The organism is Paenibacillus sp. E194 (assembly GCF_000935845.1).
Taxonomy (GTDB): domain Bacteria; phylum Bacillota; class Bacilli; order Paenibacillales; family Paenibacillaceae; genus Paenibacillus_B; species Paenibacillus_B alvei_B.
The window spans coordinates 1-26,244 of record NZ_JMDX01000018.1; the positions used below are offsets into that span (position 1 = coordinate 1).

Below are 26,244 nucleotides of genomic sequence, written 5' to 3' on the forward strand. Positions count from 1 at the left end.
CGATCCATTCAGAAGTCATCTTTTGTGTATTCCATATAAGAAAGTATATTTTCCGTCTGCTTCTCTAGCCTATACTCACAACCGCGTTACCTTCTCTTGATCAAAATACAAATGATCGTGGTTCTTGCATCCTGGGTTAAATGAGGTTCGGCATATCGGACACTCATAGTTACAACTAAGATACTCATGAATCGTGAGCTCCGTATGGCAATTGCCACATAAAATCGCCTTCGTACCCCATTCCGCTATTGGCCATGCCATAGGCTCGTGATCCTCTGCCTCCTCATGACAATAATAGCAGCCATAATACGTACCACAACATTTGAACTTAATCGCAATTACGTCCACCTCTGAATGATAATGACGGCATCTCGTCTTCGTATCAATTGCGCCTTTCACCTGAATCATGCTCAACCCTCGCTTTAGGCTTTCTTCCTTTTACTTTCTTATTGCTATCTTCAAATTAGCATGCTACATATCTATCGCAAACATCATGTATCGTGCTAACCCCTTGTCTAGTACCTTGTCTCGTTTATTCTTGTACAAGCATACCATATTTGCAAACTTCATTCCCCAGCCACGAGCAAAATTGAAGAAAGACGGTTTTCTTTCTGAAAAATAGGTGAACACTGTTACCGACACGATATAACTCAAGGAGGTCAACATGAAGAAATTCGTATTCGCGTGCCTGCTGACAAGCTGTCTGCTGCTTAGCGCATGTGTAGCTAAGGAAACAATGGCGGGAGTGAAGTCTCCAAGTGTAAACGTAAATATCATTAACACGAAAGGAGATTCCATCGGTACGGCACAACTAACTCAAGTCGGTAATAAGGTTCAAATGGCGATCGATGTCCAAGCTCTGTCACCAGGTAAGCATGGCATACACTTTCACGCGGTAGGCCGTTGCGATACCCCTGATTTCAAGACCGCTGAGGCTCATTTGAACCCGACTCATAAGGAGCATGGCTTTGAGAATCCGAAGGGCTACCATAGTGGCGATTTGCCGAATCTAGAGGTAGGAGAAGACGGCAAAGCGCAAGCCACCTTCACAACCGAGATGGTCACGCTGGAGAAGGATAAACCGAATTCGCTGTTGAAGTCAGGCGGTACAGCGTTAATCATCCATGCACAGCCTGATGATTATAAGACTGATCCGTCAGGCAACTCAGGTGATCGCATTGCATGTGGGCTTATTCAATAGTAATGGTCATAAGAGTAAGGGGCTTCCACCCGTCATCCTTGATGATGTAATGGTAGCCCCTTATTGTTGCTAGACGCCGTCTCCTATTTGCGCGTAAATAGGTTTACCGCCTCATCCAACGATTTAAGCTGACCAAGAGCCGAGTAATCTAACCATGGCTGCTGTTCAATCGCATGAACATTGCCTCTTTTGACCGCCTTTAGATTTTTCCAGATGGCGCTCTCCTCCAACTCTTTGAACAGCTGCTGCGCAGCCGTGTCGGCAGATACTTCAAGCAGAATGTGATCGGGATCGAAATCCGGCAGCAGCTCGCTGGAGATGGCTTGCGGTCCTTCCTTTCCTCGGCCTATACTTTCTAAGCCCTTGGCGGGTTTAATCCCCAAGTCTCGATAAAGCAATGAGCCGTAATTGCGATCCAATCCGTATACTCTGAGCTCTTTTTTCATGACGCGCAGCACTAACACCGTCTCGTCACCAAGCACTTGCTTGATAGATTCTTTTGCTGTAGCCGCTTTTTGCTTATAATCGGCAATGAACGCTTCGGCCTCTTTTTCTTTACCTAACGCCTTACCGAGTTGCTGCAACTGTTCTTGCCAGGTCGATTGCTTGAAATTAAGCACAATTGTCGGCGCAATCTTCTCAAGTTCATCCTTGCCCTTTATCAGCTCTTCCTGCGCGATGATAAGGTCTGGTTCCACGTTCACGAGCGCTTCAAGGTTGGGATCTTGGGAATTGCCTAAATTTTGCGTATGTGGCAAGAGATCAGCTACATGTGGGAGAAACTCTTTACCTTTTTGCGTGACCGCTCCTATCGGGGTAATTCCTAAAGCAAGCAAGTCGCTCGTAAAAGGAATAGATAATACCGCAATACGTTTGTCCGCTCCTGCAATATCAGCCTGAGGCTTCATATCGGAAGAGACCGTTTGAACCTGTGATGATTTCCCCGATTCACTCTGTTTATTTGAGGGCACTTGCCCGCTGCATGCTGCAGTAATCATTACGAGTAATGTGCTGATACAAGTAAGTATCTTCATGCGATGACGTGTAATCATGATGCCAAACCCCTTTATATGTAGTATAGATGATAATGATAATCATTATTATGGTTGAACTTTATCCATTAATCCATACCATATCTTTAGATATCTATTTGTATAATTTTTATTTTGCAGCCATGAGCAGACTTACGGCCTCGTTGAGTTGACTTTCAATTGACCGCGGAGAATACATCATCCATTTGTCCCAATCCAACACATGCACATTACCATACTTCACGGCAGGGAGACTACGCCAGCCTTCGATCTGCTGTAATTCTTTTATGGAATCCCTTGCCCACTCTTCAGACTTCGTTACAAGGAACAAATAGTCCGTATCGCAATCAGATAAATTTGCTGTGGTCGCAGACATCCAATTAAAGATCGTTCCAGGCAAGTGCTTATCTATTTCTCTTCGAATTTTATCAGGGGGTGATAAATTCAAAGATCGATAAAACACATGCCCAATGTTGCGCGCGCCATAAAGTTTTACTTTATGATCGACAAATGTAAGCAGCCCAACCGTACCTTCCCCGATCATTGCTTTAACTTTCTTTTGGTCGGCTCGACTCGTTCTTCGTGACGTGCTATCCATTCATGTGCTGCATTTTCTTTACCCACAAGACGGGCAATCTCGCGCATGTGTCCGAACACGTCCAACCGCTTCCAAGGAATCGTTACAATGGGAGCGATATCCCCAAAATACCTGTTCATTTGCTGGGAAATGTGATCCTTGCACAAAATCATATCGGGCTTGTTCTTCAATAATGATTCTCTATATCGTTCCCACATTCGATCATAGACCGGCATAGACATCATTGGCGCTTCTTTATCGATATGTAAGACAAATGGCTTTACACCCAGTGTAAAAAGATGGTCTGTGTATGGCTGAGAGAGTGACACGATATGAATATGCCGCTTCTTCATATATGCGGTTGGCGCAATTCCGCTGCATGCCTTAAACCGCCTACTGAAATAAAACTCATCCTTATATCCTACATCTCGAGCAATGTCGCGTATTTTCCCGCTTGGCTGCAGCAATTGCTGCTTCGCCTGATTCATGCGCAGATCGGTCAAATACTCGGTTGGACTCTTCTTCATTTTCCGTTTGAATAGCTGAGAATAATAAGAAGGATTCATGCCTGCTAAATCTGCTAGCTTAGCCAAGGTAATATTCGTGGAAAATGCCTGCTGCATATACTCAATTGTGCAATCCAGCAAATTGTCGGTGCTATCTAATATCCTGGACGTCCTGTTTTCAAATATGACGCTTAATATATCATGTAGATGAGGCTGATAAGGGGAATGAGCCATACGCGTTATAGAGGGGCTGTCCTTGCATAATAATCGAATCAAGCGTCTAATGCGATGCTGCTGCTCGACCCGTATTTCCCCGCTAACAGGCAAAGTCAACTCCTTCTCATATACTCTTCTCTTATCGCTCCATTCCATTGCGCGATAGATGTCGAACTCGATTTTATAGAGGTGCAGTCCATGTTCCGCGGCGCATTCAGCTGCAAGAACGGATCCGACCGGCAATAGAAAAACAGTATTCGGCAACAGCTCCGCAGCATTACATCCGTCGTTCATGTACAATTTTCCTTGACCCTTCACTACATACAGTAACATATGCGATATAAGCTCTTGTTTCTCCCATCGCCTACTATCGTGAATTTCAACCTGCTCCATCTGTTTGAATTCCAACAAGGTTTTATGTAAAAAGGCGTTGTGTATATCCTCTTTCACCACTTTCCTCCTACTCCTATCATTCGTTAACCACGATTATTAATTAATTAATAATGATTCTCAATATCAGTTATTTATTTTCTCATGTTCGTTTTCATTTGTCTATAGATGATGCATGATGACCGCTCAATAAACGTAAAAAGGCTGCCCCTTGTCACACTAGTGACTTGGGCAGCCTTCGTTATCCAATTTAGAAGTCGAAATTGTCGGGATCTGGACCAACACGATGATGTTGATTCAATCCGTCAATGCGCTCCATCTCTTCTGGTGACAATTCAAAATCGAAAATAGAGGCATTCTCTACGATCCGATGTTCCTTAATCGATTTCGGAATGGTAATGATGCCATGCTGCAAATCCCAACGCAAGATTACTTGTGCAACCGATTTTCCGTGTTTACTAGCAATTTCTTGCAATTCAGGTTGATCAAGCAGTTGTCCTTGCATAAGCGGAGACCATGCCTCAAACTGAATGACTTGCTCCAAGCAAAATTCGCGAAGCTCTTGCTGTGTCAAACGTGGATGGAATTCGACTTGGTCGATCATTGGTTTGATATCTGCATCCTTCAGCAAATCTTGCAAATGATGAATATGGAAGTTGCTCACCCCAATTGCTTTCACGCGGCCAGCTTTATAAAGGGTCTCCAACGCTCTCCATGCGTCTTTAATCTTACCTTCTACCGGCCAGTGAATTAGATACAAATCCAAATATTCGAGACCGAGCTTCTTCAGGCTTTCATCATAGGCTGCAAGCGTAGATTCATAACCCAAGTCCGCATTCCACACTTTCGAAGTGATGAACAAGTCTTCTCTCGCGATACCCGCTTCTTTCAATCCGATTTGGATCCCTTGTCCTACGCCTTCTTCATTTCCATATATAGCTGCAGTATCAATACTGCGGTATCCATTCTTGATTGCTGCCGCAACGGAATCGACAACTTCGGAACCGTCATTCACCTTGAACACACCAAGTCCGAACCACGGCATTTTCACTCCATTATGCAATGTCACTCTATCTTGTAAATTCGCTGCCATTTCACGTTCCTCCTAAGTCTTCTTCATGATCGTCCACCCGTTCACATCATGTGATCGGCGAATATACATGCATTATGGCTTACATGAATTCGAAAAGGAAGTACGCACTTTGAAGTGTTCTAGTAACCTAGAAGTAACCTTGTTACCTCTAAGTAACTGTTAATTGGAGCTGCCTGCTCTATTCATTTCCCCGGTACACCCAGCTATACGTCAATAATACCTACCTAATTGTACGATTAATGCCATAAATCAAAAATTCCAAATTTCATTATTTTGGTATTGTAATAAGTATAAACTTACACATTGTGCTAGTAGTGTTATGGAGAGGAGAATTCATATGGATGCGATGGATGTGGAGTCTTTTTTGCAGGGTGAGAACAAGAATCTTCAGGAGCTAAGCATAACGATCGGTCAAGCAGGATGGATGGTAACTTCTACAGGTGAGGAATCATGGAATGATGCGTTGGAGGTTGCTCAAAATGAATGGAAGCGTTATTTATCAGACACAGAGCGATTCGCCCTCATTACGAAGCACCTAGAGAATAAGCAGCTAACATCATTACAACAACGGCAGCTTACAGAGCTTCATCACTTGATGATCAATCAACAGTTAGATCCGAAGCTTGCTGAACGCTCTACTCGCATGACAAAGGAGCTAGTGGACATTTTCAATTCCTACCGTCCTACCGTACAGAACCAGCATGTATCGAACAATGATATTCGCACGATTCTGGAAACAAGTCTTGATCCGGAAGAACGTAAGCAGGCATGGCTCGCTAGCAAGCAAATTGGCAAGCAGGTCTGTGATCGTGCACTGCAGCTTATCCAGCAGCGCAATGAAGAGGCGCACACACTTGGTTACGACAATTATTATCAGATGCAATATAGCGCGCAGGATCTCGATCTTGACGTCGTATTTGCCTTAATCGATGAGCTGCTTGTCCAGAGTGAAGAACCGTATCGGCTTGTGAAGCAGCAAATTGACGAGGAACTTGCCCAAAAGTTCCATATTTCAGTATCGCAGCTTAGGCCGTGGCACTATTCAGATCCGTTCTTTCAGAGTACGTCTGCCGTCAGTGAATGGAGTATGGCTGATTATTTACAAAATGACCGGATGGAAGCAATTACAGCAGAGACGTTTCAAAGTATGGGGCTAGATATCACAGATGTTATTGCACGCAGTGACCTATATCCGCGCGATAAGAAATATCCATATGGGTATTGCACGGCGATGGGACGTACGGGCGAACCACGGATCATGATGAGCATGAATCCGAGCGAATTTTGGATGAGCGTAATGCTGCACGAGTTCGGTCATGCGGCATATGAGAAAAATATTGATGCTGCGCTGCCTTTCCTTCTACGCAAGCCAGCCCATACACTTACTACCGAAGCGATTGCGATGCTTTTTGGCCGACTGACAAAGGATCGGGAATGGATTACCCGCTTCATCAAGCCGGAACCAAACGCCTTTGCTTCCCATGCCTCTGCCCTGCGCGGTACACTTCAACGCGAGATGCTGGTCAGTATGAGATGGTATATTACATTTGCGAAGTTCGAGCGCGAGCTGTATGAGTGTCCGCATACGAATGTGAATGAACGTTGGTGGCAGCTCGTAGAAGAGATCCAGCACTTGCATGCACCAGAGGATACCCGGTATCCGGACTGGGCTGCCAAGATGCATTTCACGCTCGCTCCTGTAAGCTATCAGAGCTATTTATTAGGCGAGCTGACCGCTTCCCAACTGCATCATTATATGATGACGAACATTTCGCATGACTTGTTTTCTCAGGAAGCAGGAACTTATATAAAGGAGCAATTTTTCTTCCCTGGCGCTACATGGACATGGAATGATCTATTGAAACGTGCAACGGGCGAACCACTCAATCCTAAGTATTTTGTCCAACAGTTCGTAAGCACGCATTGCAAACAATAATACAACAATCGTACTCGTACATATGGGGAATGCAAGAGAGAATAATATCTCGCTGCGCATTCTCCTTGCACGTTCTAATGAGAAGTTACTTTCATAGCCTGTAATAAACTGATCACGCTGCTTTACACCAAGTCCTAATAGTGCACCCGCCATATCATAAAGATAATAGCCATATCCACACCGACCAAAATCAATCGGACGTGGCTCTTCCCCGTTATATACAACATTCCCTGTGTGCAAATCAGCATGAATCAGACCATATGTATCAGCATTTCGCTCCATCCCGGCAACTTGAGCATCAACCTTATCGGCCGCTGCTTGATAGAGCTCCCAACCTTGCTCGCCACCCCAGTTGGCACCATCAACTCATTCGAATAGTGTAACATCTGAAGAAAGGCGAGTTCGGAAGCAATCTCATCTCGACTGCACCGATCCGAGTGAATACGCAGTAGATAGCGTTCCTGAGGAGTCGCTTCAAGCTTATATGTAATTGTATCCGACAACTGAATGAACTGAATCATTTCCCATGCGATTTCATACCTCTGAATAGCCGTTAACGCCACATTTCTCGCCCGATCCAGCAGCGCATGTTTCTCTTCGTTCGTGTCGAATCGAAAGAATGATATCATTTTTCTCCACTCCAATTTGAGCATATTCGAGCACATAGCCATATGAAATTCGTATCGATGGTTGAAAGTTCTTATCAAATTATTTCTCGGTCGACACATTCATAAGCTGCTCTTACAGCCTTTATTGTAGTAGGTGGACTCCAAGAAGCTGCAACATATTGCAAATAAAAAAGACTACACCAGATCCCTCTGATGCAGCCTATACATCCAAACCTCTATGATTTTGTATATACAATCTTCTTAATGCTGTCCGAGGATAAGCAATATTGCTCTGCAAGCTCATCCACAGTTGAGCCCGCTGCAAAGGAATGACGAATAGCCGTGTTCCGCCTGTTCAACATCTTCCTGTTTCCCGATTGTTCGCCCCATTTCTTATGCTGCGACTTCGGGGCAGGGACATACAGCAGTCCGCCTTGTATATATTTTTGAATCTCTTGAATCAATGTCTCGGGTAATACTCGATCTGCATTTACATATTTCATCTTCGCTCTACTCCTTACAGAAATATACTGTGAAGAGAGCAAAGTCTAAGCTATCAACTTCATAACTTCATTTGAAGTCATGGCGGTATCTATTTCATTCAGGCTTCAGCTCTATACAAACAACCGCCGTTGTTCATAGTTCAGACTTTGCATAGAGCACATTTTTAACCTACCGTTATCAATCATGACGATTCTCCTTATCAAAGAAAATAAAGTAATAGACTAGCGCTAACGATAGCCCTTAGATTGATGATTTAAGACAAGTATCTAGCGTTGAACGTCGACATCATTAATGAATGACCTCGTAGCGCAACCTAATGGAGCCGCTTGTTTCATAAAGCTGCTTGCTTAGGAGTCTCATGTCGTTCCTTGCAGCAACGCTTTCCAAGTATCGCTTCCCACTGCCAAGGATGACCGGGTGGATAATCATATTGATTTCGTCCACCAAGCCAGCCTTTAATAGGCTCTGCACCAAGCTGGCGCTTCCTGGGACGATAATGTCCCCTTCGATTTCGTTCTTCAGTTCAGCAGCAAGCTGATGCAAGTCGCCGGCGAGCAGCGAGATCGTATCGCCGTAATTCCCCCATTGCACTTCCGCAAGCTCTCGATTACGCGTAGCCACATATTTAGAGGTCTTGTTCATGGCGTCGGCGAACTCCCCCTCTCGGGATGGCCAGTAGCTTGCTAATCCTTCGTAGTTGATTCGCCCCATCAAAATTGCGCTTGCGTTCTGAAACATCATCAGATTGTCGCCCATGGAGTCCATAATACCAGGCAACGCCCAACTCACCATGTTATTTTCATCGCCTTGAGGCCATGTATATATTCCATCCAATGTGCAGCTAACCGATGCAATTATTTTCCCCATATAGTACTCCTCGCTTCGTAAAAGTATCTCGTTTATATGATGTACCTACATATAATTGCACCCATGATCTGCAGACTACTCTTCAACCCGCTTCAGCACCTGAATGAGTAGAATCATCAGTAGTACCGCATATCCAATAGATAACCCGATCGTACCAACAGTTGATGCCATTGTATAACTGCTATAGTTCAGCAGCATATTCATAGTGTGATAGGCAGGCGGAAATACCCAAGATAGAAGCGCACCTGCTATGCCTGCTTTTGCGATAAGTGCTCCTTGACAGAAGGACAGTGCAAGAATAAGCAGTATCCCGCCAATTGCATAGCTAGCACGCTCCACCCGCTTCGCGAAGTACAGCGATATCGCAATTCCGAGGAGTGCAGAGCTGAGGTGCGTGAACAGCCCGACAATGAGATGCTCGAACCGAATAGGCTCGTCAAATTTATCGAACACGATTGGGTAAGCAATTGCCACAACAACAATGAAACACATGAGAAGCGCAACCGAACAAATAAGCCCAATCAGATAGAGTGCTCGGCTCTTCACATGCAAGATGGTCAATTCCTCCTGAACCGAATGCTCCGTCTTCAGGAAGCTGTAACTGAACCAAGCTGCAAAGACATAAATCAGCATCGTCGTGAACGAGAAGCTGCCCATAATCGGGTTCGGTGTATACGTATAGAACAAGCCCAAACTAATCAAGAACGTAAATAATGGCGGTATGTAGCGATACGAACGACTGTAGTTCCGCAGCAGGTACCTTATGGTTGATTTAAGCATTTTCGCGTATCTCCTGTCGTGAGGACTGCTGGGCATAATTTGTCCCGACATACCGTTTGACACTTGCTTGAACCGATACAATCGAACATTTCCGCATTAGCAGCTCTATCAGCACACGATCCGAATCTTGTCGTCGTGTGTGTATAATGTAACTGTCTGCTATCCCATTATGTTTGTCATAACTGAGAACCCCTTCTATTCGACCAATCTCTTCTCTTATAGACTGGGATGCCTGTACCGTCACCTCAATCTGCACATCTTCCTCGAGCGGACGAACCTCTGTAACTGCAATAGAGCCGCGGTGAATGCTTACGCATCGATCCGCCAGCTGCTCGACTAAGGAGGCCTCATGACATGACATTACCATTGCAATGCCCTGCTGCTTCATATGTCCGAGCAGACGAATTAGCTCTCGCTGTGAGTCCGTATCCAATCCGGATAGAGGCTCATCTAGCAGTAACAAATCCGGCTTATTCAGTACTGCTTGCATGAGGTTCACCTTTTGCAGCATCCCTTTGGAGAAGATATTCATTCTTCGTGCAGCTGCATCCTCCATTTTGAACAAGGCAAGCAATTCATCCAGCCGTGCAGATATGGCCTCCTTGCTCATCCCTTGCATACCACCCATGGAAAATAGGTACTCTTCCGGTGTAAGCCGCAGCTTCGGCAGTCGATCAGGAACGAAGCCAATACGCTGCTTGCTTCCTCCGTGACGATGAATCATTCCACTCGTCGGCTTGGCTAATCCGGCAATTAATCGGAGCAACGTGCTTTTCCCCGATCCATTCGTTCCTGTAATCGATACTGCTTCTTGTGCTCCGATAGACAATTCTACATGTTGCAGGATGACACGACGATCATAGCTCTTCGTCACTTGCTCCAACTTTACTAACCCTTCCAATCAGATATCCTCCCGAATCTATCATTTCCACTAAAAACAAAACATGCACACCCTATATAATACCAGAATTTTAACAGGTTGTAACAGCATGCATGGAAGAACATACGTTGTCGATTCATACCTCAGTCATTCGATATCCAGATCATGACTGAACCGTTGACGAGCCACTCTGTTCTATTCGCTATTTTACATTAGCACCATGAACATCTACTTTCTTGCCCGCGTAAGATTACATCGTCAGATGGAATCGATATCCTTCCTGCGATTGATGTTGTTAGCTTTAAGGTTCGCTACCATTAGATGTTGTAGCTACAAATTGTGAAGTACGTTGATCAACGAAATCCTTCCCGTTCGCTCGAAAAGTGTCCAGGAGAACAAAACAAGTCACTTCATATGGTTTGTAAATGAACAATAGAGAGGACTACAACTTATGCTTACGATCATCATGACAAGTTTGGGAACGGTAATGCTCCTCGTCATTATTTTTGCTGGTGCATCTATACGCTGGCTACGTAGAAGCTTTCGGATAACACTTGCAAATCGCAATCGTTTCAATTTTCCTCACCCAGAACCAATGACGAATCATCAAGCGAAGTACGTTTTACGGACGGTACAGACAAATGCAATTCCGGAATGGGAACGACGATACGAAGCTCTTCTACAGCACATGATCTCGCATGGAGTTTTGTTAGAGGCATGGGGATTCCGCACCTCTCTCGTTGTACAAGGAAGAACGAACAAATCGCAATGGAGCGATCTATTCATTTACAAGCTTCCTCCGGACATGAGCGCAGCGGAATTTACGGCGCTGGAACAGACGTATGTAAACGATGGCGATCCCTGCATGACTGAGCAGCTCCGCTCACACAGCCGAACCTTATCAGCTCATCTTATACCTAGCTGTGTAATCGGAGAAGAGACGAACTTGCCGCCAGAATGTGCATTCTATGTTGAATATATCACGGTACAGCCTGACGCCCTACAGAACTATTCACACAGCATGGATGCAATCACCGCACCTGCGATGTCTATGCTCAGCAAGCAGGGAGATATCCACTCCTTTACGGTATTTGAAATGGATGTGGCCGATACGGATGGTACAACTACGACTACCCATAAAAGGTGGAACCAAATTCATATCACCGCCGGTTCGCCGCTCTCGTTCATTCCATTCAGTTCCCGCTTCAACCGTGCAATTACAACGGTGCATCCGCAGGTCGGTGGATTAGAAGGCGCAATCAAGCAATGGGAGAAATGGTGCTCGTATGAGCGGGTTGATGTGATGAAACTATTATGGCACTGTCGCGACTCCTAGCAAACCGAATAAAACACGAGCAGAGCCCATGATGCATATATGGGCTCTCATGGGCTCTGTTTTACCTATTTTCTATCCACAATTTTCGCGAAACGGCTTCTCCGAACCATCGTTAGACTCGTCATAAGCGGCTGCAGCAAGGTCAATATTAACACGCACAGAACCGTGGTGAATACCGTAATCTGAAGTGGCATTCCCGTATATAGCACATGAAATAAACTTGTTGTCAGCGTCAATGGAGCAAGCGCAAATACAAGGCTCACCCATGGCCGCTGCAGGACTATTATCGGATTGCGCTTATGCAGTGTACACCCGATGACGATGCAGTGAATAAGAAGCGGGAACAGGAATAGGTAGCTTGCTCCAGGGATAAGCCCTAACACAACGATTAGAAGCAGGAAGAAGAACAACATTCCGGTTAGAATCATTTCCAAGACGTTGACCCTATGCCGAGTCAGACGCGTGAATACGAGATGAACAAGTAGTGCGATCAGTACAAAAGCAAGATTGACCTGAGCCGGAATGGAAGCCGGTTCCAGTGGCATCCCCGCCACTGAACTTCCAATATACATAACCCCTACAAACACCAAGTAACCAATCACAACTGATGTTATGATGCTTCCAAGTGTAAGCAGGAAGCTGAGTGCCATTCCCTTCAACGTAATCGTTCTCTTCTTGAAGAACACCGCGATGCAGAATAGCCATCCAATTCCAATCAGGATAGACATCGGTATCGTCCAGGAAGCAGGATAATGAAGGAGCATCGTAAACCAGTTAAAATAGACCCTATCGGAACCATTCAATTGCTCCAAATCCATACTTCCGAACTGCTTCGCCGCTGCAAGTGCATTCTCACCATGGTGCTGAAATGTAGCCATTGAGACATTATCGGGCGTATCTTGTTCGGAATGGTATTTGTCCCAGCCGTCGATATATCCGAAATTCAGCCCTGGTATGCCTGCATTCAGTGAGACGGTCAAATCCGTCTCATTCGGCATCGTCCGATACATGTCGCCTAACAGAGAAGTGCTGACTGGAGACACCGCGAAAGAGGCAAATTCAGAAATAAGATTCCCATTATCTCGACTCGTTTGGAACATGATTGACGGTCCTCTCGAACCTCTTGCCTCGAAATTCACGACAAGTCCTATCTGTTCACGAACTTTATTGTTTAACCAGAATGCCTCTGCACCAAGCAACCCTTTCTCTTCCCCGTCGGTCAGAACGAACCAAATGTCCCGATCCATCGACGGACTGGCCTGTAGAATGCGTGCCGTCTCCAAGAGTGCTGCAACTCCAACCGCGTCGTCATTAGCCCCTGGGCCAAACGGTGTAGAATCGTAATGAGCGGTAAGCATCAATGCTTTTCCCGGCTTGGTTCCCTTATGTACTCCAATGATATTGTGCAGCTCGAACGACTCGGAAATGCCATTAAATTGCCCTGCCCTTGGATACATGTTCACATTTGGCTGTAGCCCTAATAGCTCCATTTGCTCAACTAAATAGGTTCGAACCCTTTCATTCTCAAGCGAACCTGATGGATGCGGCAGCTGTGCGATGGCTCTCACATGCTTCATAGCTCTTTCCGCTGAAAATTGTTCGATCGGCGCGTTCTCTCCTTTTGGCGCCGGCGGCTGTTCTGACCAAAGTGTTGCGAGAACAAGCATTATACAGATGACAGCGATACCAAGCGCACTCCAGCTTGTCATGTACGTCTGGTGCACTCTGACCGTCTTCCCCACAATCGACTACCTCCTAATCATCTTGTTATTTTTATATTTGGGAATAATTTACCTATTTAGATATAATTATCATATACGAGCTCTCTTACAAGTACAAGACATAAATCTGAGCGCGAACTACTTCAAATCATTAAAAAATCGTTGTTGATCTGATATTTGAACATAGCACTGAATGTAGCGATACAGACACGGATTATGTATCGTCGACCGAAGAAGTTATTTTGTTCATTGAATAAAGAATCCTTCTATCCCCGCCGGACAGAGCTGAAACTAAAGCTAAATATGCGTGTATATTTCCTTATATCTGAGCTTTTGATCCACGATGGAATTTTTCTTCAAATATCAAAAAGAAATGCTGGGCGTATATTCATGCCAGAAGCTCAGTTATTTTTAGCATTTTTTAATACCTCAGGTTTAGTATTTGGTTTTCTGTTTTTGATACGAACAAAAGCGAGGAAATATTTGCAGATATGAATTCCTGAAAAAATCCTGCTTAACGTCGTAAGCAGTTTTTTATTTGTATTCTATACTAGATGATTTTTCGATTGGCGCTAACTCCCGTACTATTTGTATGTAAATCATTTGTTAACACACTACATATTATGTAAACTAGCACTACCACAATGTGCAAGATCGCTATATAATACAATCTGTGCTATGCCATTCTATTTTACAGGCCTTACATAGGAGAGTGACTATCGTTGAATTGGTGGGACATGTTTGTTGGATTTATTTTAGGTGTGGTAGAAGGCCTGACTGAGTTTGCTCCGGTCTCTTCGACCGGGCATATGATTCTAGTGGATGACTTTATGCTTCATTCAAAAGAGATATTTAGCCCTCAAATGGCGAATATGTTCAAAGTCGTGATCCAGCTTGGCTCCATCCTTGCGGTTGTCGTTGTGTTTTGGGATCGTTTTTTCCAACTGCTTGGGTTGAAGCGTGCTCCAATTGATCCAGAGCTAGGTAGAGCCGGACATTCCAGATTGAAGCTCACACAAGTGCTCGTTGGATTAATTCCAGCAGCAGTGCTTGGATTACTGTTCGAAAAGTATATTGATCAATACTTATTTTCCATCCAGACTGTGTTGATTGGCCTTGTGCTCGGAGCAGTGCTCATGATCGCAGCAGACTGGTTCCGCCCTGCGAAGCCAACGGCAAAGACGGTGGATCAAGTAACGTACAAGCAAGCATTTGGCATCGGCTTGTTCCAATGTCTCGGCCTATGGCCAGGATTCTCCCGTTCCGGCTCTACGATCTCAGGCGGGGTACTGCTGGGGATGAGTCACCGTGCGGCTGCTGATTTTACATTCATTATGGCCGTACCTGTCATGGCTGGAGCGAGCGGATTATCTCTTCTGAAGCATTGGAAGGATTTCTCCATGGATGCACTGCCGTTCTTCATCGTCGGCTTCATTAGCGCATTCCTATTCGCTCTCATATCTATCCGCTTCTTCTTGAAGCTGATTAATCGAGTGAAACTCGTACCATTTGCTATCTATCGCATCGTATTGGCAGCCGTCATTTATTTTGTCTTCTTGTAAGATAACACATGTGATTTATACAAGAACAAGCCTTTGTCCCTATTGTCAAAGGCTTGTTCTCTGTTATAGCTTCTATATTCATTATGATGTCTTTATTCCTTATCTGCCGCACATTACCGTGTGACCTTCACTTTGAATCCATCCAACTGGGCTTCTGCATCTTGGAACAAATGCAGCACCTGCTCGCAATACTCTCCCAACTGCTTTTTGCTTGCCTCATAATGGCTCCAATGGATTGTTAACGGACGTGCAGATGATTCCGTCAAGCAATCCCACAGTGCATCCAGATTACGTCCATAATGTTCAGGGAGCTCTAATTCCTTGCTGAGGAGATCATGCAGCATCGTATGCGAGGTTAAGAGTCGTCCATCCAATTCAACAATCTGTCTGGTCATCGCTCTCCATCCTTCCCTTTCATCTGCTGGAATGTATCATAATGATCCTCTGTCTTATAGATCAGCCCGTCATTTGAGAAGAGAAGACGATCTTTGCCGCGGAATCCCTTGGAATAGTTCATATCTGCTTCATACCAAATGCGTCCCTTCTTCTTCGGCAGCTTGCCTTCCCGATTGCGGAAGATGTCTCCGCCAATGCTCTTGCCTGGAGCTACTTCATTTAGATTGCCTTCCTTCGCATTCCAGCCCAGCTTCTCAGCATCCTTCTTCGTGATGAAATTATCAGGAAGAGAATGATGCTTCCGTATATAACTCGCCACTTCCTCGAAGTCTGTGAGGGACTTCGATTGGGCTGGTTCGTTTGTTTCTACTGTTGTCGAAGGGCCATCTATCGCAACCTTCTTCTCATTTCCAATCTGTGTCGTGCCGCAACCTGTCATTACCATCAAGGTAAGGAACAGGACGAACAGCGATTTCATCCATCTCAACGTATAATTCCCTCCATATATCTATCTACAGCTAATGTAATCAGCCACTATTGTAACATGAATGAGCCATTAGAATAAAATTCTCGTACTCCTAGTTATGAAACGATATCGGAGCAAAGATTTGAATACAGGAAAACGCATAGATGATTATCATATAACGAACAAAATCATGTCTATTTGTTAACATCAAAAAAGAAAGTCCAGCAAATTGCTGGACTTCCCGAGAACATCTTCATGTTCAATTATTGAATGTGGATCGTAGGAAGAGAATAAGTGAAATCGTTGTAAGGCGACATATCGAAGCCTTGAACACGAGCGTTCGTTGCGAACATATCACGACGTTGGTACATGAAGATATAAGGAAGATCTTCGTTCAACTCTTTATAGATTTGGTGGAAGACTTCTTTACGCTTCTCAACATCGAGAGTCGAATTGGATTGCTTGTACAGATCATCGATCTTCGGATTGCTGTATCCAATATCGTTCTGGAAGCCCTTCGTTGTGAATACACCTTCAGAAGATTGTGGATCTGGTGTCAAGCCCCATGCCATGAACAGCATGTCGAAGTCACCCTTCTTACGCTTATCGATAACGGCGTTGAACTCCATTTGGTCAGCGATGAACTCAATGCCGAGATCGCCGAAGTTCTTCTGAGCAACCGGAATGATTGCATCATTAACTACGTTAGGCGTAGATGCTGTGAAGTGGATGACGAACTTCTCGCCATTCTTCTCACGCTTGCCGTCAGCGCCGACTTTCCAGCCAGCTTCGTCAAGCAATTGCTTTGCCTTCTCCAGATCGAAGTTGTACTTCGTTACATCGTCTGTGTAAGACCAGGATTGCTTCGATTGTGGAACGTCGATAACGTCTGCATAGCCTTGGTATACCGCATCAACGATCTCTTGACGGTTCAAGCCGTATGTCAACGCTTGACGAACACGCTTATCCTTGAACTTATCCAACTTGTGGTTGAATGCGATATAGCCGTAACCATTCGTACGATACAATGTATTATCCAAGAAGGCCATTTCCTTCAATTGCTCAACTTGGTCTTTGGATACTGCTGGAGCATCCATATCCGTTTCACCTGTTTGTAGCAATTGAACGTTTGTTTCGTCGGTTGTAAATTTATAGATCAGCTTCTCAACCTTAGGCTTGCCCAAGTAGTAGTTCTCATTTGCCGTAAGCTGAGCTTCTTGTCCAGCTACGAACTTATCCAGCTTGTAAGGGCCTGCGCCAACTGGACTCGTGAACAAGTCAGGCATGTAGCTCAGGTTGCCTTGCTTGTAATCCTTGCCGTAGTAAGCCTTAGGCATAATTTCCAAAGCGCCGATTGCAGCTAGTGCTGTCGCACTAACTTCAGTGGTCGTGAATTCGATTGTCAACGGATCGATAACTTTAATCCCTTCGATGGAAGATACTTTGCCATCGCGGTAGTCTTGTCCACCCTTAATATGTGCATCCTTCACAATATCAGCCGGACCGTCGTAGGATTTATCATGAAATACTGTAAATGTAAACGCTACATCTTCTGCCGTAAGAGCCGTTCCGTCGCTAAATTTCAAGTCTTTCTTCAGCTTGAATGTATATTTCAAATTGTCAGGAGACACTTGATATTCTTCCGCCAATGCTGGCTTCACTGTACCGTCTTTGTCATATTGTAACATCCCTTTGAACAAGGAACGCATAACGTATACATCATATGCAGACTCCGAGTAAATCGGGTTGAAAATCCCCTTCGGAGCTGTAATACCGATAATCACCATATCTTTACGGTTGTTCGCCAATTCGGGAGACTTGGAAGGATCTGAAGCCTTAATGACACCTTCAGAAACTATTTCGCCTTCTCCAGCCGCATCATCCTTCTTCTCTTCTTGACTAGAACCCTGCTCATTCGATTGAGCGTTCTTCTCTGGTTCCTTCGCTTTGTCGCTACCGCACGCGGACAACGCGATCGATACAGCAAGAAGCGTACTCAAGAACAAACTCCACTTCTTCTTCATACAAAACTCCCCCTATTTCTGGAATAAATCCAATGATGTGATGTTTTTTTATGCACTATTTTAAACATGGAAGCAGCGACAAAAAAACGAGAATTCCGAGTGTTCTCCGTACGATTCTTTGCATCTAAAACCGCTTACCATAAATAGGCACTTCAATATTTCTCACTATACTACTTTATCTACATAGTTTTGTAAAGTAGTTTCTTAGATTTTCTTACAGGAGTAGTCGTGGGGAGGATTTTCATACATGTGGATTCCTCTACGGAAGACATATGAATAATTAACCATATGTCTGAAAACAAAATACATTATTACATAAAAAGGGATCTTGATATACAAGATCCATAATAGTAATTATTTGTTGTGATATTATCTTCTTACTTACCTTCCGAATCCATCTCAATGGATACCGCATGAGCAATGCATGGTATGCTCTCTCCTTGTTGATAAGAGAGTGGCGACAGCAGTGAACCAGTGGCCACAATTAACATTCGTTTCAATTGTCCTCGAATCATCCGCTTCATCAGGTGCCCATAGGTGACAACAGCAGAGCAGCCGCAGCCGCTCCCTCCAGCTTGTACGGCTTGCTTGTTGCGGTCAAATATCATTAAGCCGCAATCATCGAATACGGTATCCTCCATCGATACCCCGGACTGCCTCAATAAGTCTGAAGCAATAGGATGGCCCACGGCAGACAAATCCCCGGTTACGATCATGTCGTAATAGCTAGCCTCTCTCCCAGTATCTGTGAAATGCGCCCGCAAGGTATCTACTGCGGCTGGCGCCATAGCCGCCCCCATGTTGAACGGATCGGTTATACCTAAGTCTATGACCTTCCCAATTGTAGCGGTCGTTACCCGTGGCCCACTCCCGCGATTGCACAATACCGCAGCGCCTGCCCCGGTTACGGTGAATTGTGCAGTAGGAGGCTTCTGGGAACCGTATTCCGTAGGGTAACGGAATTGCTTCTCCGCTGTGCAGTTATGACTGCATGTTCCTGCAAGTGCATAATGCGCATTCCCGGAATCAATAATCATCGCTGCAAGCGCAAGTGATTCCATGGAAGTTGAACACGCACCGAATACGCCAATATAGGGAACAGACAGAGTTCGAGCCGCGAAGCTGTTACTCGTAATTTGGTTCATCAAGTCCCCGCCAATAAAATATTCGATATGGTTCGTGTTGACGTTCGCCTTGGTGATCGCAAGACTTGTTGCTTGTTCGAGAAGTTTGCGCTCTGCCTTCTCCCAGCTGGTCTCATAGATATCAAGCTGCTCGTGGATAAGGTCATAATCAGCGGCAAGCGGCCCCTGCCCTTCCTCAGGCCCAACGATGGCTGAAGTGCCTATAATATAAGGAGCTCGCTCGAATTTCCAAGATTGCTTACCTACTAGCATGAAGCCACCTCACTTTATCGCATACCTTCGATTATTGGATGAGTAATGGTCGTACCTTCTCAATAATGTGCTGCAACGTGCGAGAGCACTGTCCATACATTTGTTTTGCTTTCTCATCTTCCGTTGACAGACAGAACATTTCCAGATCAGCTTCGCACTTTTTCATCGTTGCTAAAGCATTAGCCCGCTTCTGTGGGATCGTAACTTTAATTTGATCGTTGAAGAGATCAACATACAGCTCCCCGAAGCTATCTACTTGGCCGAAATATACATCCTGAACCGCCTTTACACCAAGCGAAGTCAGCTGCTCGCTCAGCCACTTTTTATCGCGGCCAATCGTTGCAAGCGGCTGCTCCATAACCTGCCCGTCCATAATAACCACTTGCGGTTCATACTCAGGTGCGACCTTAATCCCCAGATGCTTTGGAGTAAAAGGCATATTTTCATTCTTCAACAGTACACTGACATCTCCACTTGATTCCATCATCGCGAATTCCACATCAGCTACCTTGAACACATTCTTCTTGCGAAGCTTCAGCATCAATTCATCAGAGGTCAGGCGTTCCTTTTTAAGTTGTCTTCAAGAATTTTACCATTCTTGATGAGAACCGTAGATTTGCCGTCAATCCAATCCCGCATCGTCTTGCTCTTCAATTGCAAGAATTCGATCCCGAATGATACCGCAGTCCACACGCCCAGCGACACAAGCCCAAGATACCAATTGTCCTCCAAATCCAAGGAAACATACGCAGCAAGGCTTCCGATCGTGATGCCGGTTATGTATTCAAATACGGATAATTGAGTAACTTGTCGCTTCCCTAACATCTTCGTTATCAGGAACAAGACAACGACCGCAACCAAAGTTCGAAGCGTGATTTCCAGCCAAAGTGGCATTATACATCCTCCTTGAAAAGAAAAAGTTCCATTCCACTACGTCATTATTTGTAGATGCTCATGATTTTATGAAGTGAGTTAATTTATTTAATGGAGGTATGGCTGCTCCTCTTTCGGGACACATTATCCTCTGTATCGGAGGAGGAAGGGAGGTGTGCAGCATGACAGTTGGATCTCAAGTGAAAACATGCTTAGCTTCGTTAAAAGGTGTACAAGCTGACTTGGAGTCTTTCGCATTGGCCACTCAGAACCAAGAAGCAAAGCAATTATATACGAATGCCGCAGAGCAAACGCAGCAGATCGTCGACCAAGTGGAAAACCGTGTGCAACAATTAGAAACGGAGGAGCCTCAATATAAAGGCTTCTAATCCTAGTAGAACATACAAGCCATGCAGGAAATGCATGGCTTATTTACATAACAGACGCGAAGCAACCCGTCAAACGTCCAATCACCTCCTCAGTTTCCTTCATACACTTATACGGTAATACATCATAACCAAACGAAAGGGGATTTGAACATGTCTGATGTAAGAGGCTGTGGAAGCTGTGGCTTCGGTGGATTTGGATTTACAAGCACTGGCGTTATCTTGGTACTTTTCATTTTGCTCGTAATCATAAGCCGTTCTTTCTTGTTCTAAGAGCTGCGCCCAGGCGACCACCCAGGCATTGCTTGGGTGGTTTTCCTTTTGCCATCGACGTCGTTATCCATTCTCAGGAGCAGACCAATACGGATAAGATGAATCATAATATTCTTCCAGTGTGATCCTCCGTGCTGTCAATAGAGCGGACAATTTCTTCCCAACATAACGGATGTGCCATGGCTCATATTGATATCCTGTAATATGCTCTTTTCCTTTTGGATACCGAACAATATACCCATACTCATGTGCATGATTCTGCAGCCATTTTGCCTCTTTCATGTCCGCGAAGCAAGCTTCCGCTGCACATCTTCCATCGCTGCGCGTGAGGTCTACGGCGAGCCCTGTCTTGTGTTCGCTATGCCCCGGCTCCGCACAATACAACTCCGCATTTTTCTTGCCATAACGCCGTACATTGCTATGATAAATGGCCGTCTGAGCAGCATGCGATCGGTAAGCAGACACACCTGCCAAATAAATACCGTCTTGTCTTGCACCAGCGATTAGCTGCTCCAGAGCTCGAGCTGCTTCCTTGCGCAATTTGCGCTTATCTACTCGCTCGTCAAAAATAAAGGGAGCCCTCGGATAAACCAGATCATCTGGCCGGTAATCAAGAGGGAGTTCGTGAAATTTATTAACAAGGATCCCGATACTGCCGATTTGAGTCTTATCCATTTTGACAGTAAGTTCAATTGGGATCTGATGCATCTTCAACATCGTATGCTGGAATGACTTCAAACCATCCAGCTGCATCGCGACAGCATCGACTGCTTGTCTTGGATGGAGAGCGTTCATCTGTGTAGTCACTGTCACTCCATATCTTGGATGTTCCATCCCTTGTATCCTGCAGCTGCTGCATAATGGAATCAACAACAGCATGGACATTACTCGTGCAAATCGCAATCCATCACCCCCATCGCCTATCGTTAGTATGGATCGATGAGACATGATTCATGTGAGCCAATTATCAGTTGTATGCAAGAAAAAAGAGCCTGCTTTGTGCTCGCCCATTCGCACTTGGCAGACTCCTCATTACTGTTTATATTTAATTTAGTTAAATGAAATAAAGTGCTATGCTTCCACAGAAACCGGTACTGCTGCTGCCGCTTCTGATTCTTCATCCTCTACCTCTTCAATGCCCCGCTGTGTAACAATGGAAACCAATAGCTCATTCTTATGGGACAAGAGATGGATATGTTCTGGAATTTGCACGTCTTCCACCAACATCTTACCACCTATGCCCAAATGGGAGATATCCACTTGAATCACAGAAGGAAGATGTGCGGGCAGACCCTCGATTTCCAAACTTGTTTCTTGCGTTTGCAAGATACCGCCTTTTTTGACCCCAGCAGGTGTACCGATATATTCTATAGGCACATGAATACGTATTGGGTGATTTGCAGATACCTGTTGGAAATCAACATGCGCATAAGCACCATCTTGTTTGACAACGTCTTTGATTAGCGCTTGGACTGGCTTCATGCCTTCCACCTGCAGTTGGAACACTTCTGTCCGGCCAACATGTGCAAGCTTGACGAAGTCTCTTGAATCGACATGCAATGCAGTACTCTCGATATCCGCACCGTATACGACGCCCGGGATCCGACCTTTCTGACGTAATTCACGAAGGGAAGAGCGAGTAAAGTCCGTTCTTCTCTCTGCTTTCAGTTGATAAGTTTTGCCTTGTGCGTTCATATTGAAACTGCCTCCTTGTAGCAATCCTCTCACTTCACCAGAGTGGCGTCCTGCGATGAGTGTTGCAGGACATGTCTATTATTAACCTCATTAATCTTATTTGAAACAACCTTTCAATATTTTTCATAAATTTTCTGAAAATAACGGTATAGCCTGATCGCAACTCCTTTTCTGTCATTGCTTATAAACAATGCCAGCATTCGCAAGGAACACTGGCACTGTCTCTCGTATGCTTCTATTTTCGCTGAATATGCTGTAACGGCTATAACGAATATCGTGATGTGATATTGTCCGACTACTTCTGTGACACTTTAATTTGCATTGTGCTCAGCAAGAAGCTTCCATACTTTACGGTCACAACAGCAGTACCCGTTTGATTCGCCTTCACCATGCCAGCCTCGTTAATGGACAACACCGAAGGCTGATTCGTTGTGAATCGAAGATCATTCGCTAATTCCACTCGAGTCCCACTCTTGCCAACTCCGAACACCTTCAATTGCTGTTGTTTCCCCGCTGTCATGTTCGTATCGCCCTTCACCTCAATTAAGACAAGCGGTTCATTCCAAATCCATTTGGATTGGCTAGGCACACTCTCGTTGTGCAGACGGTCAGCCGCCGTAACCGCATACGTATATTGTTTGCCTGACTCACCTGTCGTATCGAGGTAAAATTGATATACGCCGTTTATTTTACGTATAGTCTTCACGATTTGCTTCGGATCATTGACATTAATCGACTCGCTGCCCTCTGCCCGATAGATCACATAGTATGCAGCCGAGCTGTTCGTAACGTCCTCCCATGACAGGTGAACTCCTTTATCGGTGACATGTGCAGTTGTAAGCTTCGGTGCAGATGGAGTATTGGCGGGAAGCCACGGCATCTCTGGCACAAGTGCTTTATACCGGTAACTGTCCCCGCTTAGTCGATCCTTCAACCCAAGCGGATTATTGAGAATATCAACGGTGCTGAAATGCATACTTCCCTTCACCGTATCGAAGTTGAGCAGGTATTTCAATTGATTCGGAAGCTCATCGGGATTGAGCCAGGCTGGCGTGTTCGGATCATTCACCTTATAATCAGCGTGACCGACATAGAGCTGTGTATCTGTTCCTTCTGTTTCCTTCACCCACCAATCCACAAGCTTCTCGAAGGATGCAGGAGTAAAGCCAAAATACCAATATATCTGTGGCGTAATGTAATCAATCCATCCCTTTTGAATCCACAAGCGTGTATCTGCATAGAGGTCATCATAATTCTGAACCCCAGCTGTTGTATCCGAGCCTGTCGGATCTGTCGCTTTGTTGCGCCATACGCCGAATGGGCTGATGCCGAATTTCATATAAGGCTTCGCCTGCTTCATTTCTTTGGACAATTCCTCAATGAAGGTATTCACATTATTGCGTCTCCAGTCCGTAATATCGGAGAATCCAGCTCCATACTGCTGGTAGGTTGCGCGATCAGGGAACTCTACCCCATCCACCTTATACGGATAGAAGTAATCGTCGAAATGAACCGCGTCAATGTCATAATTGTTGACGACCTCCATGATGCTGTCCATCACGAATTGCTTCGCTTCCGGCACCCCTGGATTGAAGTAAAGCTTGCCGCCATAAGATACCACCCAATCTGGATGCAATCTTGCAGGATGGTTGGGAACTAACTTGTTGATATCTGGCTGCATACTTACACGATACGGATTGAACCATGCGTGGAATTCCATATTGCGCTTGTGTGCTTCGTCAATCATGAATTGAAGCGGATTATAGCCAGGATCCTTGCCCTGTACGCCAGTGAGCCATTCCGACCAAGGTGCATATTTAGATGGATAAAAAGCATCCGCAGTCGGTTTAATTTGCATCACAATAGCATTCATGCCTGCTGTTTCTAATTCATTGAGAAGATTTACAAAGTCTTGCTTCTGCTCTTTTTCCGTAACTACACCTTCACGCGGCCAATCAATATTGACGACGGAAGCAATCCAAGCTGCTCGCAATTGCCGCTTAGGCAGGATTGTATCCTTGTTCACGACAAGTGTGAAATCGGCAGTCTTGCCTCCGAAAGCAGCCGTAATGGAGCTGATGCCTACTTGAAGAGCCATGATGTTGCCGCTAGCATCTATCGTTGCATTGTTCGGCTGACTGGATTTGAACACAACGCCTGTCGATACTTCTGAGGAGGAGCCATCGGAATAGTATGCTGTCACCTTCCCTTGCAGCGACTCGCCGATGGTCATTGCACGCAAGCCGGTCAGCTCAAGTCGTTCCAGCTTCGGCTGAGGCACGGATACCTTCAATTCATAAGCGGAGGAGAGTTCGCCATATACCGCCCGCATAACAGTCGTTCCATTCGCTTGTGCAGTGACCATGCCAGCTGCATCAATGGAAGCAACCTCCGGATTGCTGCTATTGTAGCTAACTCCATCCAGCATGGATACAGGCTTCGCAGCACCTTCATATCGCGCAAATGTATGGGTCTTCACGCGCTCACCAATCTCCATAGCTGATGCTCCATACAAGTTCAATTGCTGAATGACTGGTGCGGCTTGGCTGACGACTACATCAACTACGGATTCTGGTGCTTGCATGTAGCGAGCCGTTAGTCTTGTGCGTCCTTCGGCCACAGCAGTAAGCGTATTGTCTGGATTTACAGCGACAATGGAAGGATCATCACTGATAAGTACAGCTTCCTTCGTCACATCTACTTGTTCTGCTTCACCAGCAGATGTCGCTAACACCTGAACCCGTTTTGTCTCTCCTGCTTGCATAGGGGGCAAGCCGATCATCGTTAGCTCATATATATTTGTTGATCCATAGAAAGCTCGCAGGCTATCAAAATAAATAGCGCCGCTATTTTTATTTCGATCATTCGTTTCTACCACATAGAGCTGATTCAATTTGATAGGCTGAACAAGATTACTAGGCAAACTCGCTGTAACGTACCGCCAGCCATTCCAGCTGAGCCCATTGCTAGTAGTAAAGTCAATCGTTGGCTTCGCTCCGCTGGCATCCTGCAGTTGACCTCGCAGCCAGTGCTTATTTCCATCCCCATACACCCACACTCCGATTGAAGATGGATATCCTATCATCTCACGTCCTACTCCCCCAGATGCATTCAAGAAATTCAGATAAGCCGCTGATGTTCCCGTCGTTTCCGTGAAATCATAGGTGAGCTTTACTGCATGTTCATCATGTTGTACCGGTTCCGGTCGTGAGGTTAAAACCGCCTTAACAGAACCAGGGACTACTCTTACTGAGGTTGCAGACAGCTGTTGAAGCTGCTCGAAGTCTTCAATAATCTGGGATGAAGCCGTACTGCCTGATGCGAGCAGTTCTGCCTGCGCTTCAGATGATGATAAGGATGAAGGGGATAACTCAGAGGAACTCATTGCGGAAGCGTTTACAATTGTGCTGAACATAAGCACGACCGACATCATCGACATGAGTAAGATACGAGCCCGGTTCCTTGCAAAATACAATGTTAATTCCCTCCTTTTGGATATCAAGTAATGAGAACATCATCGTATGTC

The 26,244-nt window shown here is 45.2% G+C and carries 25 protein-coding genes and 1 pseudogene; 6 read left to right on the top strand and 20 right to left on the bottom strand.

Going from position 1 to position 26,244, the window contains the following annotated elements:
* Positions 1-75: 75 nt before the first annotated feature.
* A complete protein-coding gene (locus tag AZ66_RS04150) occupies positions 76-408 on the bottom strand; it encodes a CHY zinc finger protein (RefSeq protein WP_044353709.1) in 333 nt (110 codons plus the stop codon).
* A 256-nt stretch (positions 409-664) separates the two neighbouring features.
* Here AZ66_RS04150 and AZ66_RS04155 point away from each other — a divergent pair, with 256 nt between their 5' ends.
* The gene (locus AZ66_RS04155) at positions 665-1,201 is read left to right on the top strand and encodes a superoxide dismutase family protein (RefSeq protein WP_044353710.1); all 537 of its coding nucleotides are present in this window, start codon (positions 665-667) and stop codon (positions 1,199-1,201) included.
* Between the two features lie 83 nt (positions 1,202-1,284).
* On the opposite strand, the gene AZ66_RS04160 is transcribed toward AZ66_RS04155, so the two are convergent.
* From AZ66_RS04160 to AZ66_RS04175, 4 genes are all read right to left on the bottom strand, one after another.
* The gene (locus tag AZ66_RS04160; protein WP_052648379.1) at positions 1,285-2,253 is read right to left on the bottom strand and encodes an ABC transporter substrate-binding protein; all 969 of its coding nucleotides are present in this window, start codon (positions 2,251-2,253) and stop codon (positions 1,285-1,287) included.
* 109 nt (positions 2,254-2,362) lie between these two features.
* Entirely contained in the window at positions 2,363-2,776 is a 414-nt protein-coding gene (locus AZ66_RS04165) for a hypothetical protein (RefSeq protein WP_044353711.1), read from the bottom strand.
* Positions 2,773-3,981, bottom strand: a complete 1,209-nt coding sequence (locus AZ66_RS04170) for an AraC family transcriptional regulator (protein WP_044353712.1) — start codon at positions 3,979-3,981, stop codon at positions 2,773-2,775. The genes AZ66_RS04165 and AZ66_RS04170 overlap by 4 nt, the downstream gene beginning before the upstream one ends.
* 190 nt (positions 3,982-4,171) lie before the next feature.
* Complete coding sequence (locus tag AZ66_RS04175) at positions 4,172-5,014, bottom strand: aldo/keto reductase (protein WP_044353713.1); 843 nt, start codon at positions 5,012-5,014, stop codon at positions 4,172-4,174.
* Positions 5,015-5,351: 337 nt separating this feature from the next.
* Here AZ66_RS04175 and AZ66_RS04180 point away from each other — a divergent pair, with 337 nt between their 5' ends.
* Entirely contained in the window at positions 5,352-6,950 is a 1,599-nt protein-coding gene (locus AZ66_RS04180; RefSeq protein WP_231586723.1) for a M3 family metallopeptidase, read from the top strand.
* Here AZ66_RS04180 and AZ66_RS32380 read toward each other — a convergent pair.
* From AZ66_RS32380 to AZ66_RS04205, 6 genes are all read right to left on the bottom strand, one after another.
* Complete coding sequence (locus AZ66_RS32380) at positions 6,870-7,232, bottom strand: phosphotransferase (protein WP_231586724.1); 363 nt, start codon at positions 7,230-7,232, stop codon at positions 6,870-6,872. The two genes, AZ66_RS04180 and AZ66_RS32380, sit on opposite strands and share 81 nt — an antisense overlap.
* Positions 7,202-7,579, bottom strand: a complete 378-nt coding sequence (locus AZ66_RS32385) for a hypothetical protein (protein ID WP_044353714.1) — start codon at positions 7,577-7,579, stop codon at positions 7,202-7,204. Before AZ66_RS32385 ends, AZ66_RS32380 begins: the two co-directional genes overlap by 31 nt.
* Positions 7,580-7,794: 215 nt before the next feature.
* Positions 7,795-8,061: a CD3324 family protein gene (locus AZ66_RS04190; protein ID WP_044353715.1), complete on the bottom strand. Its 267-nt coding sequence runs from the start codon at positions 8,059-8,061 to the stop codon at positions 7,795-7,797.
* A gap of 289 nt (positions 8,062-8,350) precedes the next feature.
* On the bottom strand, positions 8,351-8,929 hold the full coding sequence (locus AZ66_RS04195) for a dihydrofolate reductase family protein (RefSeq protein ID WP_044353716.1): 579 nt from the start codon (positions 8,927-8,929) through the stop codon (positions 8,351-8,353).
* Between the two features lie 75 nt (positions 8,930-9,004).
* On the bottom strand, positions 9,005-9,709 hold the full coding sequence (locus AZ66_RS04200) for a hypothetical protein (protein ID WP_044353717.1): 705 nt from the start codon (positions 9,707-9,709) through the stop codon (positions 9,005-9,007).
* On the bottom strand, positions 9,702-10,610 hold the full coding sequence (locus tag AZ66_RS04205; protein WP_052648380.1) for an ATP-binding cassette domain-containing protein: 909 nt from the start codon (positions 10,608-10,610) through the stop codon (positions 9,702-9,704). Before AZ66_RS04205 ends, AZ66_RS04200 begins: the two co-directional genes overlap by 8 nt.
* Positions 10,611-11,040: 430 nt before the next feature.
* On the opposite strand from AZ66_RS04205, the gene AZ66_RS04210 reads away from it, so the two are divergent.
* Entirely contained in the window at positions 11,041-11,925 is an 885-nt protein-coding gene (locus AZ66_RS04210; RefSeq protein WP_044353718.1) for a hypothetical protein, read from the top strand.
* Positions 11,926-11,990: 65 nt separating this feature from the next.
* Here the strand turns inward: AZ66_RS04210 and AZ66_RS04215 are convergent, their stop codons facing one another.
* On the bottom strand, positions 11,991-13,667 hold the full coding sequence (locus tag AZ66_RS04215) for a M28 family peptidase (protein ID WP_052648381.1): 1,677 nt from the start codon (positions 13,665-13,667) through the stop codon (positions 11,991-11,993).
* A gap of 716 nt (positions 13,668-14,383) precedes the next feature.
* Between AZ66_RS04215 and AZ66_RS04220 the strand changes: the two genes are divergently transcribed.
* The gene (locus AZ66_RS04220; protein WP_175560783.1) at positions 14,384-15,208 is read left to right on the top strand and encodes an undecaprenyl-diphosphate phosphatase; all 825 of its coding nucleotides are present in this window, start codon (positions 14,384-14,386) and stop codon (positions 15,206-15,208) included.
* A gap of 113 nt (positions 15,209-15,321) precedes the next feature.
* Here AZ66_RS04220 and AZ66_RS04225 read toward each other — a convergent pair whose 3' ends face one another.
* The 5 genes and pseudogenes from AZ66_RS04225 to AZ66_RS04245 form a co-directional block, all read right to left on the bottom strand.
* Entirely contained in the window at positions 15,322-15,603 is a 282-nt protein-coding gene (locus AZ66_RS04225; RefSeq protein ID WP_044353720.1) for a barstar family protein, read from the bottom strand.
* Positions 15,600-16,091 carry a ribonuclease domain-containing protein gene (locus AZ66_RS04230; protein ID WP_231586725.1) on the bottom strand — a complete coding sequence of 164 codons (492 nt, stop codon included), beginning with the start codon at positions 16,089-16,091 and terminating at the stop codon, positions 15,600-15,602. The genes AZ66_RS04225 and AZ66_RS04230 overlap by 4 nt, the downstream gene beginning before the upstream one ends.
* Before the next feature lie 242 nt (positions 16,092-16,333).
* Positions 16,334-18,094 (bottom strand): ABC transporter substrate-binding protein, encoded by a 1,761-nt coding sequence (locus AZ66_RS04235; protein ID WP_044353721.1) that lies wholly within the window; start codon positions 18,092-18,094, stop codon positions 16,334-16,336.
* Between the two features lie 377 nt (positions 18,095-18,471).
* Positions 18,472-19,491 (bottom strand): stage V sporulation protein AD, encoded by a 1,020-nt coding sequence (gene spoVAD, locus AZ66_RS04240; protein WP_044353722.1) that lies wholly within the window; start codon positions 19,489-19,491, stop codon positions 18,472-18,474.
* Between the two features lie 31 nt (positions 19,492-19,522).
* A pseudogene (locus AZ66_RS04245) lies at positions 19,523-20,385 on the bottom strand (DUF421 domain-containing protein).
* A gap of 161 nt (positions 20,386-20,546) precedes the next feature.
* Here AZ66_RS04245 and AZ66_RS04250 point away from each other — a divergent pair.
* Positions 20,547-20,753 carry a DUF1657 domain-containing protein gene (locus AZ66_RS04250; RefSeq protein ID WP_021253804.1) on the top strand — a complete coding sequence of 69 codons (207 nt, stop codon included), beginning with the start codon at positions 20,547-20,549 and terminating at the stop codon, positions 20,751-20,753.
* Positions 20,754-20,903: 150 nt separating this feature from the next.
* Complete coding sequence (locus AZ66_RS31780; RefSeq protein ID WP_194483580.1) at positions 20,904-21,023, top strand: sporulation protein YjcZ; 120 nt, start codon at positions 20,904-20,906, stop codon at positions 21,021-21,023.
* 63 nt (positions 21,024-21,086) lie between these two features.
* On the opposite strand, the gene AZ66_RS04255 is transcribed toward AZ66_RS31780, so the two are convergent.
* From AZ66_RS04255 to AZ66_RS04265, 3 genes are all read right to left on the bottom strand, one after another.
* The gene (locus tag AZ66_RS04255; RefSeq protein WP_231586726.1) at positions 21,087-21,857 is read right to left on the bottom strand and encodes a M15 family metallopeptidase; all 771 of its coding nucleotides are present in this window, start codon (positions 21,855-21,857) and stop codon (positions 21,087-21,089) included.
* Between the two features lie 237 nt (positions 21,858-22,094).
* A complete protein-coding gene (locus AZ66_RS04260; RefSeq protein ID WP_044353723.1) occupies positions 22,095-22,718 on the bottom strand; it encodes a 50S ribosomal protein L25 in 624 nt (207 codons plus the stop codon).
* Between the two features lie 295 nt (positions 22,719-23,013).
* On the bottom strand, positions 23,014-26,193 hold the full coding sequence (locus tag AZ66_RS04265; protein WP_052648382.1) for a glycoside hydrolase family 10 protein: 3,180 nt from the start codon (positions 26,191-26,193) through the stop codon (positions 23,014-23,016).
* Positions 26,194-26,244: the final 51 nt, after the last annotated feature.